Here is an 18,903-nt window from a genome sequence, read left to right on the forward strand (position 1 = left end):
GTCTCAGGCGGCGGTCGAGCCGCCGACGTTGTGCTGGACCCACTCGACGATCGACTGCGTCGTGGCGCCGGGGGTGAAGACCTTGGCCACGCCCAACTCGGCGAGCAACGGCAGATCGTCCTCGGGGATGATCCCGCCGCCGAAGACCACGACGTCCTCGGCGCCGCGCTCCTTCAGCAGCTGCGTCACGCGCTGGAACAGCGTCATGTGCGCCCCCGACAGCACCGAGAGCCCGACGCAGTCGGCGTCCTCCTGGACCGTCGTCTCCACGATCTGCTCCGGCGTCTGGTGCAGGCCGGTGTAGATGACCTCCATGCCGGCGTCGCGCAGCGCGCGCGCCACGACCTTGGCGCCACGGTCGTGGCCGTCGAGGCCGGGCTTGGCGACGACCACGCGGATGCGGCCGGGGCTGGTCACAGGGCCTCCAACGGAAGGGAGTCGGTCCGGTGGGAGAGTACGCGCGCCACGCGTCGCATCCTCCGGGGGCCGCTGCCGGCGGGTTGCGCCGGGCCGGAAATCGAGCCCGAAGGTCTATCCGGACGAGAAGTGGGTAGTGACGAGATTTGCTCTGTTGCCGCTCAAAGCGATAACGTCGGTGTAACGACCCGCCTCCAGGTCCCCTCCGCGGGGCGGGTCAGGATCGGAGCAGACCCCCTGGAGGGGGTCTGGTTCGTACTGTCCTGACCCCGACGACGGAGCCGAGAACTTGCCCCCGCAGCAGTCGCGTGCGCGCCATGTCGCCCCCAGGCCGCCCCGGACGCGCACCGCGCTGCTGCCCGGTGTCCTGCTCGCAGCGGCCGCCAGCGCCTTCGCCGGTCTGGCCGCCTTCCCGGCCTCGGCGGTCGACATCGCACCGCGGGTGACCGCAGCCTCCGCCCTGCAGCCGGTGGCCCTGCCGGCGGCGGAGCAGACCAACGTGGCGCTCAACAGCGCGCTCGAGCAGGGTCTGGTTGTCGCGAACAAGCCCAAGCCGCCGGCGGCTAAGCCGGAGCGCGCCTCGCGGGACCGCGACGCGCCGGCCGCCGAGAGCAAGGCGGCCTTCGTGCGGCCCGGCCTGGGGCGCCTCACCAGTGCCTACGGCCGCCGGTGGGGGCGCCTGCACGCCGGCATCGACCTAGCGTCGGGGGTCGGCTCCCCGATCCGGGCGGTCACCAACGCCACTGTGGTCTCCGCCGGCTGGGAGGGCGGCTACGGTCGCTGTGTCCGCCTGATCCACGCCGACGGCACGGTCACGGTGTACGGCCACATGAGCGCGATCCTCGTCGGCGCCGGGGACCGCGTCGCCGCCGGGGAGCAGATCGGCCGGGAGGGCAACACCGGCCAGTCGACCGGCCCGCACCTGCACTTCGAGGTGCGCATCAACGGGACCCCCGTGAACCCGGTCAGTTGGTTGAGCAAGCGCGGCGTCGCCGTCCGATAGCGCCCTCCGAGCCGCGCATGGCGCCCTCCGAGCCCGTCGCGGCGAGGGTGTCAGAGCTTGTCCAACGGGGCGTAGCGCAGCAGCAGCCACTTGGCGCCCGTCGCCCCGCCGAAGTCCACCTCGGCCTGCGCCTTGTCCCCGGCGCCGCGGGTCGCGGTGACGGTGCCCAGGCCGAAGGCGTCGTGGGTCACCCGGTCGCCCGGCTCGAGGTTCGGGATCGGCCGCAGCCCGGGACCGGCGGACCGACTGCGCGCCGTGCCGACCAGCCGGTCCGCCATGCGGCTCGACGCAGGGGCCGGTGCCGCCACGGAGGACTCCTCCCGCTGCCACTCGACCAGCCCGTCAGGGACTTCGTCGAGAAAACGCGACGCCGGGTTGGAGGAGATCTGCCCCCAGGCGCTCCGCATGTGTGCGCGGGAGAGGTAGAGCCGCTCGCGGGCGCGGGTGATGCCCACATAGGCCAGCCGCCGCTCCTCCTGCAGCTCGCGTTCGTCGCCCAGGGCGCGCAGGTGTGGGAACACCCCGTCCTCGAGACCGGTGAGGAACACGACCGGGTACTCCAGGCCCTTGGCGGCGTGCAGCGTCATCAACGTGACCACGCCGTCGGCATCACCTTCCGGGTCGGGGATCGAGTCGGCATCGGCGACCAGGGAGACCTGCTCCATGAAGTCGGCGACGCCGCCGTCGGGCACCCGCTCGCTGAACTCCCGGGCGACGCCGACCAGCTCGGAGAGGTTCTCGACCCGGCTCTCGTCCTGCGGGTCGACGCTCTGCGCCAGCTCGGTGAGGTAGCCGGTGCGGTCGAGAACCGCCTCGAGCACCTCTGCCGGCGGCATGTTCCCCTCGGCGAGCGCACGCAACTCGTCCATCAGCTCGGCGAACTGGCGCACGGCGTTGGCGCTGCGCGTCGCCATGCCGGGGACCTCGTCGCAGCGGCGCAGCGCCTCGGCGAACGGCACCCGCTCGCGGCCGGCGAAGGCCTCCAGGCAGGCCTCGGCCCGGTCGCCTATCCCGCGCCGCGGGGTGTTGAGGATCCGGCGCAGGCTGACCGTGTCGGCCGGGTTGGTCAGCACCCGCAGGTAGGCCAGGGCGTCCCGGACCTCCCTGCGCTCGTAGAAGCGCACCCCGCCGACGACCTTGTACGGCAGGCCGACCCGGATGAACACCTCCTCGAAGACGCGGGACTGCGCGTTGGTGCGGTAGAAGACGGCCACCTGGTGCGGCTTGACGCCGTGCTCGTCGCCGAGCCGGTCGACCTCTCCGGCGACGAAAGCGGCCTCGTCGTGCTGGTTGTCCGCGACGTAGCCGACGATCGGGTCGCCCTCGCCGGAGTCGGTCCACAGCCGCTTGGGCTTGCGGCTCGGATTCTTGGCGATGACGGCGTTGGCCGCCGACAGGATCGTCTGCGTGGAGCGGTAGTTCTGCTCGAGCAGCACGACCTTCGCGTCGGGGTAGTCGTTCTCGAAGTCCTCGATGTTGCGGATGTCGGCGCCCCGGAAGGCGTAGATCGACTGGTCGGCGTCACCGACCACACACAGCTCGGCCGGCGGGATCGCGCCGGGAGCCGTCGCGCGCTGCCCGCGGCCCCCGGTGGCGCCGACCAGCTCGCGGACCAGGACGTACTGCGCGTGGTTGGTGTCCTGGTACTCGTCCACCAGCACGTGCCGGAAGCGCCGCCGGTAGTGCTCAGCAACGTCCGGGAAGGCCTGGAACAGGTCGACGGTCGTCGCAATCAGGTCGTCGAAGTCCAGGGCGTTGGCCTCGCGCAGCCGGGCCTGATAGGTCGCGTAGACCTCGGCGACGGTGCGGTCGTGCTCGGTCTCCGCCTTGGCCGCCGCGCTCTCGTGGTCGACCAGCTCGTTCTTCAGGTCGCTGACCTTGTTGCTCATCACGCGGGGCGGGAAGCGCTTGGCGTCCACGTCGAGGTCGCGGCAGACCAGGGTCATCAGCCGCTGCGCGTCGGCCGAGTCGTAGATCGAGAAGGTGCTGGTGAAGCCGAGCTTCCTGGCCTCGGCGCGCAGGATCCGGACGCAGGCGGAGTGGAAGGTCAGCACCCACATGGCGCGAGCACGCGGCCCGACAGCCACGGCGACCCGCTCACGCATCTCCCCGGCGGCCTTGTTGGTGAAGGTGATGGCCAGCACCTCGCCGGGCTGGACGTGCCGTGCCGCCAGTAGGTAGGCGATCCGAGTCGTGAGCGCCTTGGTCTTGCCGGACCCCGCACCGGCGACGATCAGCAGCGGGCTGCCCTCGTGCACGACGGCCTCGCGCTGCTGGGGGTTCAGCCCGTCGAGGAGCCGGTCGACGCTCGGCCGCGACGGCGCGGGGACCGCCGGGCCGAGGTCGTCGTCCGCGCCGACGACATCTCCACGGGGGCTCACCCGGACCAGTCTAGGTTCACCTCCCGACATCCAGGCCACCCTCACCGTCCCTTGATCGTCCCCTCGACCATCCCTTGATCCACGCGGAAGTTGACGTGGTTTCAGGGCACCGGAGCACCTCGAGGTACGCGGGGATCACCGGTACGCGGGATCACCGGTACGCGGGGATCACCGGTACGCAGGGATCACCGTGGAGGCGGTATCCGGCATGCTCTGCCGTACCGGACGCCGAGGGAGCAGACATGACGGAGCAGGAGAGCACGGTCGAGCGGGCACTGGTGGTGACGGCGCACCCGGACGACGTCGACTTCGGCGCCGGCGGCACGGTGGCGAGCTGGACAGCCGAGGGCATCGAGGTGTCGTACTGCATCTGCACCGACGGCGACGCCGGCGGCTTCGACCCCGACGTGCCGCGCCGCGACATCGCCGGCATCCGGCGGGCCGAGCAGCAGGCGGCGGCCAAGGAGGTCGGCGTCGAGGACGTGACCTTCCTCGGCTACCCCGACGGGCGGCTGACGATCACCCATGAGCTGCGGCGTGACCTCTCCCGGGTCATCCGCCAGAAGCGCCCGCAACGGATGATGATCCAGTCGCCGGAGCGGAACTGGGAGCGCATCTCGGCCAGCCATCCCGACCACCTGGCGGCAGGCGAGGCGGCGATCAGCGCCGTCTACCCCGACGCGCGCAATCCCTTCGCCCACCTCGACCTCGCCGGCGAGGGGCTGCCGGCGTGGACCGTGGACGAGGTGTGGGTGATGGGCGGCACCGCGGCTGGACCGAACCGCTCTGTCGACGTGACGGACACCTTCGAGCGCAAGCTGGCCGCGCTGCGGGCCCATGCGTCGCAGACTGCGCACCTCGACGACCTCGAGGGCCGCATCCGCGAGCGGCTCTCGCTGCACGCGGCCGCGGCCGGCTTCCCGGAGGGCCGGCTGGCCGAGCCCTTCCGCGTCGTCAGTACGCGGTGATCGGTGCGGCCGGCCCCGCCCGAGCAGCCGGCACCCGACGAACGACCGCGCCCTACTCGTGCCGGCCGGCGCGGCCGCCGATCGCGGTCTCCTCGCCGGTCAGCAGCCACAGCGCCCCCGGGCCGCTCCAGGTCAGCACCAGCGGCAGGAGCGCGGCGAGTGTCGGCACCCGCTCGACGCGGGAGAAGACCAGCGCGAGCGCCAGGCCGAGCAACGAACCGCCGAGCGCGACCGCCCCCCAGCGGGCGGAGGAGAACGCCCGCGCATCGGCCATCTGCAGCGCCAGAACGAACGGCACCAGCGTGACCGCGGCCAACAGCGCGAGCCCGACGGCGACGATCAGCGGGAAGGTGACCAGGGCCAGCAGCAGGTCGAGCACCCGCTCAACCTAGTGGGAGGCCGGTGCCGGTGACGGCTGCGACGAGCAGGCCGAGCACCAGCAGCGCGCCGGCGCGCCGGACATGCACGAAGCAGACAGCGGCGAACCACAGCGGCCAGACCGGAAAGCCCGGCGGCGGGTCGGCGGGCGCCGGACGGCGCAGGGCGCCCGATGCCTTGCGCAGCGTCGGCAGCGCCAGGGCCACCAGCAGGACCGGCCACGGCAGCGCGCCCACGGCCACCGCCACGCCGGTGGTGACGTAGAAGCCGACCAGCAACGCGATCGTCGCGACCCGCGCCCGCACACCGCCCAGCCGAACGGGCAGCGTCCGCGTCCAGGACAGCTCGTCGTACGGGATCTTGTCGATGTGCTCGCCCATCAGCACGGAGGTGCAGAGCAGGCCGTACGGGAGGCTGGCCAGCCACACCTGCCAGGGCAGCTCGCCGGTCGCCGAGAAGTAGGTCCCCCCGACCATCAGCGGGCCCCACACCAGGAACGCCCCCAGCTCGCCCAGTCCGCGCTTGTTCAGCCGCAGCGGCGGCGCGTGGTAGGCGATCGACAGGAACACTCCGGCGAGGCCGAAGGCCAGGACAGGCCAGCCGCGCTGGGTCGCAAGCGCGACCAGCATGACGAGCCCGGTGAGGTGGAGCCCGAGAACGGCCAGCCCCATCTGGCGCCGTTTCACCGTTCCGGTGAGCAGGGGATGCGGGGCGTGGACAGCACGCGCGTCGTCCCCGGTGTCCCGGCCGATCCCGACGTCCGACAGGCCACTCATGATGGTGGTGCAGGCATGCGCGAGCAGGATCCCCAGCAGCGCCAGCAGGTAGAGCGGCCAGGAGAAGCCGTCGACGAGTACGCCCAGCAGCCCCGCCACCAGCCCGGCGAACAGCGTCATCGACAGCGTGGCGGCCCGGGTGACCACGAGCCACGTCGTGACCGCGTCCAAGGTGCGCGGGTCGCGGTCCGGCGGCGAGTTCGTGGTGCGCAGCGCGTAGACCCAGGCGCCGACCCGGCCCGCCGGCGCAGGGGCGAGGAGCCGGCGCTCCCGCGAGCTGGAGGCGGCCCGGCTGCTCATGCGCAGACGGTACTGCGCGGGCACCGGTGGCGAGGGGACCGCGGCGGGGCGATGCTCTGATCGGGTGAAACATGGCCGACTACGAGCCCTTCGCCCGCTACACACGTTTGCTCTTGTACCGGGAAGCCTCAGCTCCTCCACCTCCGGCCAGAACGGGCCCCCATGCACCTCCCCCTCCATCGACGACGGGCAGGGCGGCACCACAACGCCGCCCGGCTGTTGCTCGCCGCCCTGCTCATGGCGGGCGTGGCGCACGCACCCCTCAGCTCTGCCGACGTCCCGCCGCCCCCGAGCGGGCAGGTGTCCTGCGGCGCCCTGACGCCGCTGTCCGCCGACGGCGGGGGGCCCACGGCCTGCACGCACGGCCCCGATCCGGCACCTCCCGGGGTGGATCCGAGCGTGCCCTGGCCCGGCCGTGAGGAGCAACCGGTGCCCGCCACCGCCCAGGCGCTGCCCCCGCCGACGCTGCCCTGCTACGGCGACGGCACGTCCGGCGCGAGGATCCAGGCGATCTACGCCGTGCCGGCAGGAACGACTGACCGCTACGCGACGGTGGCCCCGTCGATCGCCCGGTGGGCCGCCGAAGCCGATCATGTGTTCGCGGAGAGCGCCCGGCAGACCGGCGGCGTGCGACACCTGCGCTACGTCACCGACAGCAACTGCACCCTGGTCGTCCAGCGCGTCGCGCTGACTGCCCTCGGCGACGACACCTTCACCAACACCATGACCGAGCTGCGCGCCCAGGGCTTCAACCGGCCGGATCGCAAGTATCTCGTCTGGATGGAGTCGACCGTCCTGTGTGGCATCGCGGGCTACTACCTCGACGACCGGCCGGGCCAGGACAACGTCAACAATTCCGGCGCCGCCGGCCAGGTCGGCCGGATCGACAGCGGCTGCTGGGGCTTGGCGTCGCGCGGGCAGTCGGTGGAGGCACACGAGCTGCTGCACAACCTCGGTGGCGTGCAGCCGACGGCGCCGCACGCGACGCAGCTCGGCCACTGCGACGACGACGCCGACCGGATGTGTTACGCCGACGGCTCTCCCGGGCTGGTCCTGCGCACCGTGTGCCCGGCCAGCATGGAGGCGTACCTGGACTGCGGGAAGGACGACTACTTCTCGACGGCGCCCGCGACGGGCAGTTACCTCGCCACCCGCTGGAACACCGCCCGGAGCAGCTTCCTCGCCACGCAGGAGCCGTCGACGGCCGTGCCGGTCACGGCCTCGCCGCAGCCTCCGCCGCCCTCCCCGTCGCCCACCGCGTCCCCGCCGCCACCGGGCTCCGGGCTGCTCGGCGCGAACGCCGATGCGCTGTTCACCTCCCTCACACCGGCGCGCGTCTTCGACACCCGCACCGGCAACGGCGGGCGCACCGGCAAGCTCGGTCCCGGCGGGTCCCACGACGTCACCGTCGTGGGCCGGGGAGGTGTTCCCACGACCGGAGTGGGGGGCGTCCTGCTGAACGTCACGGTCACGCAGGGGACCGCCGCGAGCGACATGACCGTCCACCCCACGGGCGGTCAGCAGCCGGCGGCGCCGAACCTGGTGTTCTCGGCGAACCAGACCCGCCCGAACCTGGTGGTCGTCCCGGTCGGGTCCGGCGGGCGGGTGCGCTTCACCAACCGCGCCGGCTCGACCCATGTCCTGGCCGACGTGGTGGGCTGGTTCGACGCGGGCGGCGGCCAGGCGCAGTCGCGGTTCTCCTCGTTGACACCGGACCGGATCCTGGACACCCGTACCGGTGTCGGCGCCCCGCGGGCACGGCTGGGCGCAGCGCGCACGCTGTCGCTGCAGGCGACCGGGCGGGGCGGCGTACCGGCCTCGGGCGTCTCGGGCGTCGTCATGAACGTGACGGTGACCAACCCGACGGCCGCGAGCTTCCTCACGCTCTCGCCGGGCGGACGGTCGCGGCCGCTGGCCTCGCAGTTGAACTTCGTTTCGAACCAGACGGTACCCAACCTCGTGTTCGTGGCGACCGGGCCGGACGGCAGGGTCGACATCTACAACGCGGCCGGGGAGACGCACGTCATCGCCGACGTCGTCGGTTGGCTCGACAACGGGTCGAAGGCCGCGCAGTCCCAGTACGAGGCGCTGGAGCCGCGTCCCCTGCTGGACACCCGCACGGGGGAGGGCGGGCGCACCACGCGGCTCGGCCCGGGCGAGACGGCCACCGTGCAGGTGACCGGACGGCAGGGCGTTCCCGCCTCCGGTGTCGCCGGTGTCACGCTCAACGTGAGCGCCATCGACCCCACGCAGAGCGGTTTCCTCACCGTCTACCCCACCGGCGCCTCCCGGCCCACGGCGTCGAACCTCAACTTCACGGCACAGCAGTCGACGGCCAACGTCGTGGCGGTGCCGGTGGGGCGGGACGGCCGGATCGACATCTACAACCCGTTGGGCGGCACCCACGTCCGGGTCGACGTGGTCGGGTTCTTCGATCAGGGCTGAGCCGGTCTCAGAACAGCGAGGAGGACTCCAACGCGAGCAGTCGCTGCTTGCGCTCGACGCCTCCGGCGTAGCCGCGCAGCTTCCCGTCGGACCCGATCACCCGGTGGCACGGGACGATGACGGCGATCGGGTTCCGGCCGTTGGCCAGTCCGACGGCGCGCACACACCGGGGGTCGCCGAGCCGCGCGGCGAGCTCGCCGTACGTCATGGTGGTGCCGTACGGGATCCGGCGCAGCTCGTCCCAGACCCGCTGCTGGAAGGCGGTCCCGGGCGGCGCCAGCGGGAGGTCGAACGCGGTGCGCTCACCGGCGAAGTGCTCGCCCAGCTGACGGCCGGCCTCGGCGAGCACCGGCTCGGCCGAGGGCGGACCGCGCTCCTCGTACGGCGGGCGCTGCCCGCTCCGGAAGCGCGCCTTCACCAGGGCGCCGTCGACGGCGACCAGCAGCAGGTCGCCCAGCGGCGTCGGGACCGTCGTGCAGGCCTGCGTCATGGCGGCACGGTAATGCGCGGGACCGCGCCGTAGCGTGAGGCCGCGTGCAGTCCCTCCCCCTGGCCGTACCGGGCCCGGCGGTGCCCTCGTGACGGCGCGGCCGGCTGCCGGTGGTGGCCGCTGGGTGAGCGTCTCGCCCGAGCGGCTGCAGCGCTGGCTGGACGGCTTTGCCACCCGGCACGGCACGGTGACCCGCACCGTCGACACGGGCGTCGTGCGGCTGATCGGTGAGGACGGCTCGCTCGCCGAGATCGAGGTGCCGTTCCCGCCGCTGACGGGCGGGCTGGTCGAGCACGTCCTGCGCGAGCGGCGGGTGGGCGTGCTCCTCGTACGCCTCGGCGGTTGTGCCTGCGGAGTCTTCGACGGGCCGCGGCTGGTCGCGTCGAAGGTGACCACCCGCCAGGTGCACGGGCGCTCCGCCGCCGGCGGACAGTCCCAGCAGCGCTTCGCGCGGCGCCGCGAGGGTCAGGTGCGGATGGCGCTGCAGGCCTCCGCCGACACGGCCGTACGTGTGCTGCTGCCGGCCGCGGCCAGCCTCGACGCGGTGGTGGTCGGCGGCGAGCGCAGCGCTGTGGACGAGGTGCTGGCCGACCGCCGGCTCGAGCCGCTGCGCCCGCTGGTGACCGGCCGGCTGCTCGACGGCCCCGACCCGCGACAGAAGGTGCTCGAGGCGTCGTACGACCAGCTGCGCCAGGTCTGGATCCGGGTGGTCGACCCGCCCGGCTGACCAGCCGATCGACCGTCGGTCGGCTTCTGCACGATCTGCTCCTGCCCGGCGTCCGGTTCTGGTCGGGGCGCCGGGTGGTCGGCGGTCGGGCGTGCCTGGCCGCTTGACCCGGCCGGCCCTGCGCGAGGTCATCCGCTGGATGCGCCGATGGCGGGAGGTCGGTGCACACGTGGTGCGCGCGTCGCGGTGACTGTCCGGTGTAAGCGCGACGCAGGCCGCTGCGCCGGCGAGAGGAGAGACCAGCAGGCCACGCACCGGGGCAAGGCTCCGCCGGAGCAGGCCCCGCAGGAACGGTTGTGGACGGCGCGCGGGCAACGTCCCGTAAGGCCGGAGGAAGCGGGCGGTCGCCGCCGCGAACCACCGGGCCGTGGGAGTCATGACTTGCACCTCGATGGCGGACGCGGCGCCTCGAGCGTGAGCACCCGATCGAGGAGGGCCATCCGGGGCCGAGGTACACGTCCTGACTCCCGCGAGCCTGAATCCCGCGGGGCAAGGTGCACGTCCTGACTCCCGCGAGCCTGACTCCCGAGGAGCGAGGCACGGCCCGCGTGACGCCCACGGGGCACCGGTGACACCGGCCGCACGCGGATCGATCCAGCCGCACGCCGGCCCGACGGCTCGCGGCCGGACCCGTCAGGTCAGCGCGTCCTCGAGCCCGGCGGCGGCCATGCCGGACCAGGTGCCGTCGACGACGTGGGCGAGCACGACGAGGTCCCTCAGCTCGCCGGCTCGGTCCCGCACGTGGTCGCGCAGCAGTGCCTCGGGCTCGAAGCCGATCGCCTCGAACATCCCGATGGCCGGGACCGCGTCCACGACGACCTCGACCACGATCTTGGTCAGCTCCATCTCGAGGGACATGAGCAGGCCGGTACGCGCCAGCTCGCGGCCGATGCCCTTGCCGCGCGCCTGCGGGTCGACGACCACCCGGAGGCTGCCGACGTGCGAGGACCAGCCGACCAGCGGGATCACGGCGACATACCCGATGACCGTGCCGTCGTCCACGGCCACCGACCGGCGGGCCCGGCCGTCCGCGAGCCAGCTCTCGATGACGCCGGACCGCAGCACGTCCTCGGCGAAGCTGTTGTGATCGGACTCCGGCACGCGTCGGAAGAACTCCTCGAGTGGCGCGGCGAGCTCCGGGGTCAGCGGCTGGACGTCCATGAGCCGTTCCTCTCGTCGGTCGTGCTGTGGTCGCGCAGCCACTCGAAGATCCGGGGCAGCGTGGTCGTCGCGGCGGCCTTGCCCATCACCAGCCCGACGTGGCCCGCGGGAAGCTCCAGCGTCTCGGCCTGCGCCGCCCCCACCAGCCGGCACACCGGAAGCGCCGCCGCCGAGGGCACGATGTGATCCCTGGACGCGACGACGTTCAACACCGGCCAGCGGACATCGACCAGCGTGAGGGGCCGGTCGTCCAGCCGGAACCGGCCCGCCATCAGCGCGCCGTCCCTCATGAGCTCGACGGTCTCGCCGAAGGCCCTGCCCGGGAAGGGGATGTGGTCGCGGGTCCACTGCCCCATGACCTGGAAGCCCTCCATCTGCCGGTCGTCCCAGAGCTTCTCCCACAGCACGGCGTACTGCGTGAGGTCGGCCGTCGGCTTGAGCACGCGGAAGGCGTTGCGGATGACCTCGGCCGGGACGTTGCCGGTGTCGTCGATCAGGTCCTCGGGAGCCACCCGGCCCTCGCCGAAGATCCGCCCGAACAACCCCATCGCGTCGAAGTCGACCGGGGTGGCCATCGTCACCAGCGAGGCGACCGGCAGGTCCGGGTGGGCGGCGCCCAACAGCAGCGACAGGAGACCGCCGTAGCAGTAACCGATCAGGTTGACCTCGTCCACACCCGAGGTGTCGAGGACCGCGCCGACGGCGGCCGGCAGCAGCTCGTCGACGTAGGTGGCCAGCCCGTTGCCGGCCTCCCGCTCGTCGGGGATCCCCCAGTCCAGCAGGTACACGTCGAAGCCCTCGTCACGCAGCGCCTGCACGAAACTGGTACCGGGATAGAGGTCGAGGATGTAGCTGCGGCTGACCAGGCTCATGACGATGAGCACCGGCGTGCCCGTGCTGACCCGGTCGCTGCGGTAGCGCCAGAGCTGGGCCTTGTCACGGCGCCAGACGGTCTCCTTGGGCGTCGTCCCGACCTTCGGCCGGTCGATCCCGGCCATGTACTTGACGCCGTTGCGCGCCCGCAGCAGGTTGCGCCCCACGTCGCGGCGTACCCGCGCCGCCAGCTCGGCCGGATCGGTCGTCAGCACCCTGGGCTCCTCCTCGCGTCACAGCCTGCTGGCGCAGCGACTCGTCGAGCCGCCGGACGTTGCGGTCCAGCGAGCTGACCTGTTCGCGCAGCCGTACGACGTCGCTGGCGGCGGGCAGGTTCACCCGGTGCAGAGCGTGCCGCGTCGTCCGCTCCACGCGCCGGGACAGCGCCGCCCGGCTGCGCACGACCAGACCGGCCACGTCGGCGAAAATCTCGGTCTGTACGACGGACTCCAGGCGACTGCCGAGCGGGCGCTCGACGGCGTCGTACGCCATGCGCCACAGCGGCTTCGCCATCGGCCCGCACCTCCTCCACCTCGGCCTCTACCCCTGCGGAGCCTCGACGCACACGTGTGACCGGCGCCTGACGGTGGCACAGACAGAACATGAGCCCCGTTCAGCAGCAGGCAGCCGCCACGCGCAGCGCGGCGGACGGCTCCCCCCTCGACGTGATGCTGACCGACGCGGCGCTGGGACCGATCCGCCGGCTGCTGCCCGGTCGCGCCGGCCTGAAGCTGTGGGCCCGGCTGGCATCGCGGCCGGTGGACACGACGCGGCTGGGACTGCGTACGGCTGCCGAGCTCGGCAAGGTCGTCGCCGGAACGTCCGAGGTCGAGCCGGGCAAGCGCGACAAGCGCTTCGCCGACCCCGCGTGGAAGGGCAATCCGGTGCTGCACCGGCTCTGCCAGGGATATCTGGTCGCCGGATCCACCCTGGAGCGGGTCGTCGACGAGGCCGACCTCGACTGGCGCAGCGAGAAGCAGCTGCGCTACGCCGTGCAGATGCTCGTCGACGCGATGGCGCCCTCGAACCACCCGTTCCTCAACCCCGCCGCCCTCAAGACCGCCCTGGACACCGGCGGCCGGAGTTACCTCAACGGCGCCCGGCAGTTCGTGCAGGACATGGCGTCGCGGCCCCGCATCCCCTCGATGGTCGACAGCCGCGGCTTCGCCGTCGGCGGCAACCTGGCCACCTCGCGCGGAGCCGTCGTCCTGCGCACCCCCGTCTTCGAGCTGATCCAGTACGCGCCACTGACCGAGCAGGTCCGCGAGGTACCGCTGCTGGTCGTCCCACCGATGATCAACAAGTACTACATCGCCGACCTCGCCCCGGGCCGCAGCATGATCGAACACTGGCTCGGCCAGGGGCAGCAGGTGTTCACCATCTCCTGGCGCAACCCGCAGGCCGAGCACCGCTCGTGGGACCTGGACGCCTACGCCGGAGCGGTCGTCGCGGCACTGGATGCGGTCGAGGAGATCACCGGCAGCGAGCGGAGCCACGTGCTCGGGCTCTGTGCGGGCGGCATCGTCACCAGCACCGTCCTGGCGCATCTGGCCGCCACGGGTGCGCTGCACCGCGTCGCGGGACTCACCCTGGGGGTGACGCTGCTGGACCAGGAGCGGGCCGGCACCATCGGCTCGATGATCGACGAGTCGACTGCGCAGGTCGCGGTCGCGGAGTCGCAGCGCAGGGGCTACCTCGACGGCAAGGCGCTGGCGGGTGTCTTCGCCTGGCTGCGGCCCAACGACCTGATCTGGAACTACTGGGTCAACAACTACCTGCTCGGGAAAAAGCCTCCGGCCTTCGACGTCCTGGTCTGGAACTCCGACACCACGCGGATGCCGGCCGGCCTGCACCGCGACTTCATCCGCATGACGCTGGACAACTCGCTGACGAAGGCCGACACGATGACCGTGCTCGGGACGCCCGTCGACCTGTCCAAGGTCGACGTGGACTCCTACGTCGTCGCGGGCAGCACCGACCACATCTGTCCGTGGGAGAGCTGCTACCGCAGCGTGCACATGCTCGGTGGCGACACCCGCTTCGTGCTGTCGACGGCCGGTCACATCGCGGCGCTGGTCAACCCGCCGTCGAACCCGAAGTCCAACTTCCGGGTGAACGCCGAGCTGCCCGCCTCGGCCGAGGAGTGGCAGGTCGGCGCGGTCACCCATCCCGGCAGCTGGTGGACCGACCATGTCGCCTGGCTCGCCGAGCGTTCCGGGGACCTGCGGGCCGCGCCCACGACGCTGGGCAGCGCACAGCACCCGGAGCTCGTCCAGGCGCCCGGCACCTACGTCCTGGAGCAGTGACCCTCGTCCGGGTCGGGCGCGGGACCACCGCGACCCGGCTGCACGTCGAGCGGGAAGGCAGCGGCGAGCCGCTGCTCTGGATCACCGGCTTCGCGATCAGCAGCGAGATCTTCTCCCCCGTGATCTCCACCTACGCGGCGGACTTCGACTGCATCCGCTACGACAACCGCGGCGCCGGCCGGTCACCTGCCCCGTGGCGCATCACGTCCATCCCCGAGCTCGCCGGCGATGCGGTGCGGCTGCTCGACGCGCTCGGCCTGGACAGCGCGCACGTCTACGGACTCTCGATGGGCGGCATGATCGCCCAGGAGGTGGCCATCCGCTTCCCCGACCGGGTACGCGGCCTGGTGCTCGGTGGCACCAGCCACGGCGGACCGCGGGCGGTGCTGCCCGCCCCGCGCATCGCCGCGGCCCTCACCAGCCGGCAGGCCCCGGCGGCGGTGCGCGCCGAGCTGGTCGGCCGGGCGCTGTTCACCGAGGCCTTCCGCCGGCGCGAGGCTGCGCTGGTGCAGACCTATCTCGGCCTGCTCGTCCAGCACCGGACCTCCGCGCGCGGACTGGTCAGCCACCTTGCGGCGACGACCTGCCACGACACCCGGTCGCGGCTGGGACGCATCGTCGCGCCGACCCTCGTGCTGCACGGTGCGCAGGACGAGCTGACGCCGGTCGGCAATGCCCGGCTGCTGGCCGCCGCGATCCCGGACGCCGAGCTGCGGCTGGTCTCGGCCGGCCACGCCTACCTGCTCGAGCAGCCCGAGCAGTCCCACCGGCTGTTCGACGAGTGGCACGCCGCCCGCGCCCCGATCGCCGCCGGGCGCCCGCTGACCGGCCTGGCTGCACGTACCGAACCGCTCACCCGTCACCTGGGGCTGCCGGTCGGCGCGGTGCGCACGGCGCGCAGCCTGGCCTCCGTCCGCCCGCGTCGGTAGGTCAGCGAGGAGCGAGCGTACGGCCGATCTCGCGGTAGGTGTGCCGGTTGAACGCCAGCCCGACATGGCTGCCGGTGACCTCGACGCAGCGGGCGTACGGCACCACGCACGAGCGCCAGCGCACGACGCCGTCGCCCTTGGAGTAGACCGAGGTCAGCGGCACCGAGTCCGGGAACGGCGCGCCGTAGTCCTGCGAGTACCGGCACAGGCAGGTGTGCGTGAAGCAGCCCTGCGCAGCGCGCTCCGGGTCCCGGCGCTGCACCACCCGGCGCGCCCCCTCGACGGCCAGCCGGGTCGGCTCGGAGATGTCGAACGGCTCGTCCAGGCCGGCCCCCAACGAGATCACCTGGGAGACCTGCTCCGGGCAGCGCGTGGCCAGCGCCTTGGCGAAGTGCCCGCCGCGGCTGTGGCCGACGATCGCCACCGTGCGGCCGGTGGACAGGTGGGCGTGGTGCAGCACCCGCTCGAGCCGGTCCACCGCCGTGTCCGCGCAGCGGACGTTGAACGAGATGCCGGCCCGGCGGGGCCGGTAGCCGAGCCGGCGCAGCCAGCTGGCCATCACCGAGAGCGACTGGTCGCCGGCCAGGAAGCCCGGGACGAGCAGGACCGGCTCCCCGTCTCCCCGCGGCACCCCCACGCCGCGCCAGACCGGATCGGCGAGCAGGCGGGCCAGCTCGGCCTGCCAGCGCATCTCGCGCAGATGCGCGCCCCACCACTTCGGCTCCACCACCGCCGGCTCCACCACCGCCGGGACCGCCTCCACCGGCGCGGGGACCTGCTCCGACACCCTTGCCACCGTCTCCGACACGAGCGCTCCTCCACCGGCCCGGCGGGCCACGCCTCCAGTGTGCCCCGAACCGACTGGAACAGCCGTCACCTCAGACAGCGGGCTCTTGACCTTCTACAGGATGCATCCTACCTTCCAACCTGTGACGGACGTCACACCATCATCCGCACCGACTGCGGAGCTTGCGGCCGGTGCCCGTACCGACAGGGGTTCCCATGGCGCTCGACGACGCGACAACCGCACTGCTCGGCCAGCTGGCCGAGAGCGGCCTCGAGCCGCTGCACGAGATGACACCCGTGGAAGCTCGCGGTCTCGGCGGCATGCTCGGCGCGATGTACGGCCCCGGGCCGGAGATGGCCCGCGTCGAGGAGGTGGCCATCCCGACTCCGGACGGACCGCTGCCCGGCCGCGTGCTTGTCCCCGCCGGCACCCCCCGCGGGGTGATCATCTACTACCACGGCGGTGGCTGGGTGATCGGCGCGCTGGACGAGTTCGACACCCTGGGGCGCAACCTGGCGGAGCGCTCGTCCTGCACTGTTGTGCTGGTCGACTATCGGCTGGCCCCCGAGGCGCGGTATCCGGCGGCCAGCGACGACGCGTTCGCCGCACTGACGTGGGTGGACGACAACCTGGCCTCGCTGGCCGCCCCCGGCGCCCCTGTCGTGGTGATGGGCGACAGCGCCGGCGGTCACCTCGCAACGGTCGTGGCGCGCCAGGCCCGCGATGCCGGGGGCCCGGCGGTCGCGATGCAGGTGCTCGTCTACCCGGTGACCGATTGCGACCTCGAGACGCCGTCGTACCTCGACCCGGCCAACCAGCTGCTGCTCAGCCGCGACGGCATGGTCTGGTTCTGGGACCACTACGTCCCGGACGCCGCGCGCCGCACGGAGCCGGACGCCTCGCCGCTGCGCACCCCGGACCTGTCCGGGCTGCCACCGGCGGTTGTCCTGCTCGCCGAGCACGACGTGCTCCACGACGAGGGCAAGGCCTACGCCCAGCGACTCCGCGACGCCGGCGTCCCCGTCCAGGAGCGGGTCTTCGAGGGGCAGATGCACGGCTTCTTCACGCTGATCAACGTGCTCCCCGCCTCGATGACGGCGATCGAGCACGTCGCGCAGGCGGTCGACGCGCACCTGTCGGGCGCCGCCGCGCTGCCCGGGCAGCGCAAGCAGGCCGACGACACCGTGGCCTCGGCATGAGCCCGCAGGCGGCGGAGGGCGCCGTGCAAGCTCCCGCCCAGCGCAACGAGCCACCGCGTCTGCTGGACGTCGTCATCGTCGGCGCCGGCTTCTCCGGGCTCTACATGCTCCATCGCCTGCGGGAGCTGGGCCTGTCCGCGCAGGTCTACGAGAAGGGCGACGACGTCGGCGGCACCTGGTACTGGAACCGCTACCCCGGCGCTCGGGTGGACGTCGAGAGCATCAACTACTCCTACTCCTTCGACCCCGACCTCGAGCAGGAGTGGGAGTGGTCGGAGCGGTACCCGACCCAGCCGGAGATCCTGCGCTACATCCAGCACGTCGCCGACCGGTTCGACCTGCGCCGCGACATCGCCTTCGAGACCTGCGTCGAGCAGGCGGTCTGGCACGACTACACCCGCCGCTGGTCGGTGCGGACGAGTCGCGGCGAGCACGTCCTCGCGCAGTACCTGATCATGGCCACCGGGTGCCTGTCGGCGGCGAAGAAGCCGGAGATCCCGGGCCTCGAGAGCTTCCAGGGCGAGGCGTACTACACAGCTCACTGGCCGCACGAGGGCGTGGACCTCACCGGGAAGCGGGTGGGCGTCATCGGCACCGGCTCCTCCGGCATCCAGTCGATCCCGGTCATGGCCCGCCAGGCGGCCGAGCTGACCGTCTTCCAGCGCACCCCGAACTTCAGCCTGCCGGCCCACAACGGGCCGATGGACCCCGAGACGCTGGGCACGGTGAAGAAGAACTACCCGGAGCATCGGGAGGCCGCCCGGCAATCCGGCTTCGGCGTGCCGGCGCCCCTTCCCGAACACTCGGCGCTGGACGTCGACCCGGCCGAGCGGACGGCGACCTACCAGGAGCGCTGGGACTGGGGCAACCTGGTCGGTGTCCTGCTCGCCTACAACGACCTGATCGTCGACAGGGACGCCAACGAGACCGCCGCCGAGTTCGTCCGGTCCAAGATCCGTGAGATCGTCCACGACCCTGAGGTCGCGGACACGCTCTGCCCGACGGACCACCCGATCGGCACGAAGCGGCCGTGCCTGGACACCGGCTACTACGCCACCTTCAACCTGCCGCACGTCAGCCTGGTGAACCTCCGCACGACCCCGATCGAGCAGATCACGCCCACCGGGGTCCGCACGTCGGCGCAGGACTACGAGTTCGACACCATCGTGTTCGCCACCGGCTTCGACGCGATGACGGGTGCGCTGACCGGCGTCGACATCCGCGGCAGGAGCGGCGTGTCGCTGAAGGAGAAGTGGGCGCCGGGTCCGCAGACCTACCTGGGGATCGCCACGGTCGACTTCCCCAACATGTTCACCATCACCGGTCCTGGGAGCCCCTCGGTGCTCTCGAACATGATGATCTCGATCGAGCAGCACGTGGACTGGATCTCGGACTGCATCAAGGCGATGCGCGACCGCGGGTTCGCGACCATCGAGCCCACACCCGAGGCCGAGTCGGCCTGGGGGGAGCACGTCCAGGAGGCCGGGAACGGCACGCTCTACCCCCAGGCGAACTCCTGGTACATGGGTGCGAACGTCGAGGGCAAGCCGCGGGTCTTCCTGCCGTACGTGGGTGGCGTCGGCCCCTACCGGCAGAAGTGCGACGAGGTCGCGGCCGCCGGCTACGAAGGCTTCGCGCTCACCACGGCGGGGGACGCCCCCGCGGCGCAGGCCGCCCGGCTGGCGACCGCCTGAGCCCACGGCGGGCCGGGGGCACAACCCCCCGGCCCGCCTTACGCTCCTCGCATCCGTCCTTGAACCGGG

16 protein-coding genes are annotated in these 18,903 nt (G+C 72.4%); 8 read left to right on the top strand and 8 right to left on the bottom strand.

Annotated elements, in window-relative coordinates:
* Positions 1–3: 3 nt before the first annotated feature.
* On the bottom strand, positions 4–417 hold the full coding sequence (locus WD794_03625) for a cobalamin B12-binding domain-containing protein (GenBank protein ID MEX2289400.1): 414 nt from the start codon (positions 415–417) through the stop codon (positions 4–6).
* Between the two features lie 289 nt (positions 418–706).
* Between WD794_03625 and WD794_03630 the strand changes: the two genes are divergently transcribed.
* Positions 707–1,420, top strand: a complete 714-nt coding sequence (locus tag WD794_03630) for a M23 family metallopeptidase (protein ID MEX2289401.1) — start codon at positions 707–709, stop codon at positions 1,418–1,420.
* Between the two features lie 50 nt (positions 1,421–1,470).
* Here WD794_03630 and pcrA read toward each other — a convergent pair whose 3' ends face one another.
* Entirely contained in the window at positions 1,471–3,705 is a 2,235-nt protein-coding gene (gene pcrA, locus WD794_03635; GenBank protein MEX2289402.1) for a DNA helicase PcrA, read from the bottom strand.
* Positions 3,706–4,043: 338 nt separating this feature from the next.
* On the opposite strand from pcrA, the gene WD794_03640 reads away from it, so the two are divergent.
* Positions 4,044–4,769: a PIG-L deacetylase family protein gene (locus WD794_03640; protein MEX2289403.1), complete on the top strand. Its 726-nt coding sequence runs from the start codon at positions 4,044–4,046 to the stop codon at positions 4,767–4,769.
* Positions 4,770–4,821: 52 nt separating this feature from the next.
* On the opposite strand, the gene WD794_03645 is transcribed toward WD794_03640, so the two are convergent.
* Positions 4,822–5,148: a hypothetical protein gene (locus WD794_03645; GenBank protein MEX2289404.1), complete on the bottom strand. Its 327-nt coding sequence runs from the start codon at positions 5,146–5,148 to the stop codon at positions 4,822–4,824.
* 4 nt (positions 5,149–5,152) lie between these two features.
* Positions 5,153–6,223 (bottom strand): prenyltransferase, encoded by a 1,071-nt coding sequence (locus tag WD794_03650; GenBank protein ID MEX2289405.1) that lies wholly within the window; start codon positions 6,221–6,223, stop codon positions 5,153–5,155.
* 162 nt (positions 6,224–6,385) lie between these two features.
* Here WD794_03650 and WD794_03655 point away from each other — a divergent pair, with 162 nt between their 5' ends.
* On the top strand, positions 6,386–8,668 hold the full coding sequence (locus WD794_03655) for a hypothetical protein (GenBank protein ID MEX2289406.1): 2,283 nt from the start codon (positions 6,386–6,388) through the stop codon (positions 8,666–8,668).
* A gap of 7 nt (positions 8,669–8,675) precedes the next feature.
* Here WD794_03655 and WD794_03660 read toward each other — a convergent pair whose 3' ends face one another.
* Positions 8,676–9,158: a methylated-DNA--[protein]-cysteine S-methyltransferase gene (locus WD794_03660; GenBank protein MEX2289407.1), complete on the bottom strand. Its 483-nt coding sequence runs from the start codon at positions 9,156–9,158 to the stop codon at positions 8,676–8,678.
* An 88-nt stretch (positions 9,159–9,246) separates the two neighbouring features.
* Here WD794_03660 and WD794_03665 point away from each other — a divergent pair, with 88 nt between their 5' ends.
* Positions 9,247–9,885 carry an acVLRF1 family peptidyl-tRNA hydrolase gene (locus WD794_03665; protein MEX2289408.1) on the top strand — a complete coding sequence of 213 codons (639 nt, stop codon included), beginning with the start codon at positions 9,247–9,249 and terminating at the stop codon, positions 9,883–9,885.
* A 633-nt stretch (positions 9,886–10,518) separates the two neighbouring features.
* On the opposite strand, the gene WD794_03670 is transcribed toward WD794_03665, so the two are convergent.
* A complete protein-coding gene (locus WD794_03670; protein MEX2289409.1) occupies positions 10,519–11,046 on the bottom strand; it encodes a GNAT family N-acetyltransferase in 528 nt (175 codons plus the stop codon).
* On the bottom strand, positions 11,028–12,134 hold the full coding sequence (locus tag WD794_03675) for an alpha/beta fold hydrolase (GenBank protein ID MEX2289410.1): 1,107 nt from the start codon (positions 12,132–12,134) through the stop codon (positions 11,028–11,030). The genes WD794_03670 and WD794_03675 overlap by 19 nt, the downstream gene beginning before the upstream one ends.
* 387 nt (positions 12,135–12,521) lie before the next feature.
* On the opposite strand from WD794_03675, the gene WD794_03680 reads away from it, so the two are divergent.
* Positions 12,522–14,225, top strand: a complete 1,704-nt coding sequence (locus tag WD794_03680; protein MEX2289411.1) for an alpha/beta fold hydrolase — start codon at positions 12,522–12,524, stop codon at positions 14,223–14,225.
* Entirely contained in the window at positions 14,222–15,154 is a 933-nt protein-coding gene (locus tag WD794_03685; protein ID MEX2289412.1) for an alpha/beta hydrolase, read from the top strand. Before WD794_03680 ends, WD794_03685 begins: the two co-directional genes overlap by 4 nt.
* A 1-nt stretch (position 15,155) precedes the next feature.
* On the opposite strand, the gene WD794_03690 is transcribed toward WD794_03685, so the two are convergent.
* Positions 15,156–15,962: an alpha/beta hydrolase gene (locus WD794_03690; GenBank protein MEX2289413.1), complete on the bottom strand. Its 807-nt coding sequence runs from the start codon at positions 15,960–15,962 to the stop codon at positions 15,156–15,158.
* 194 nt (positions 15,963–16,156) lie between these two features.
* On the opposite strand from WD794_03690, the gene WD794_03695 reads away from it, so the two are divergent.
* Both WD794_03695 and WD794_03700 read left to right on the top strand, forming a co-directional pair.
* Positions 16,157–17,140, top strand: coding sequence for an alpha/beta hydrolase (locus WD794_03695; protein MEX2289414.1), 984 nt, complete (start codon positions 16,157–16,159; stop codon positions 17,138–17,140).
* 23 nt (positions 17,141–17,163) lie between these two features.
* Positions 17,164–18,834, top strand: coding sequence for an NAD(P)/FAD-dependent oxidoreductase (locus WD794_03700; GenBank protein MEX2289415.1), 1,671 nt, complete (start codon positions 17,164–17,166; stop codon positions 18,832–18,834).
* Positions 18,835–18,903 lie beyond the last annotated feature (69 nt).

The sequence above is a fragment of the Mycobacteriales bacterium genome, assembly GCA_040902655.1.
Lineage (GTDB): Bacteria > Actinomycetota > Actinomycetes > Mycobacteriales > SCTD01 > SCTD01.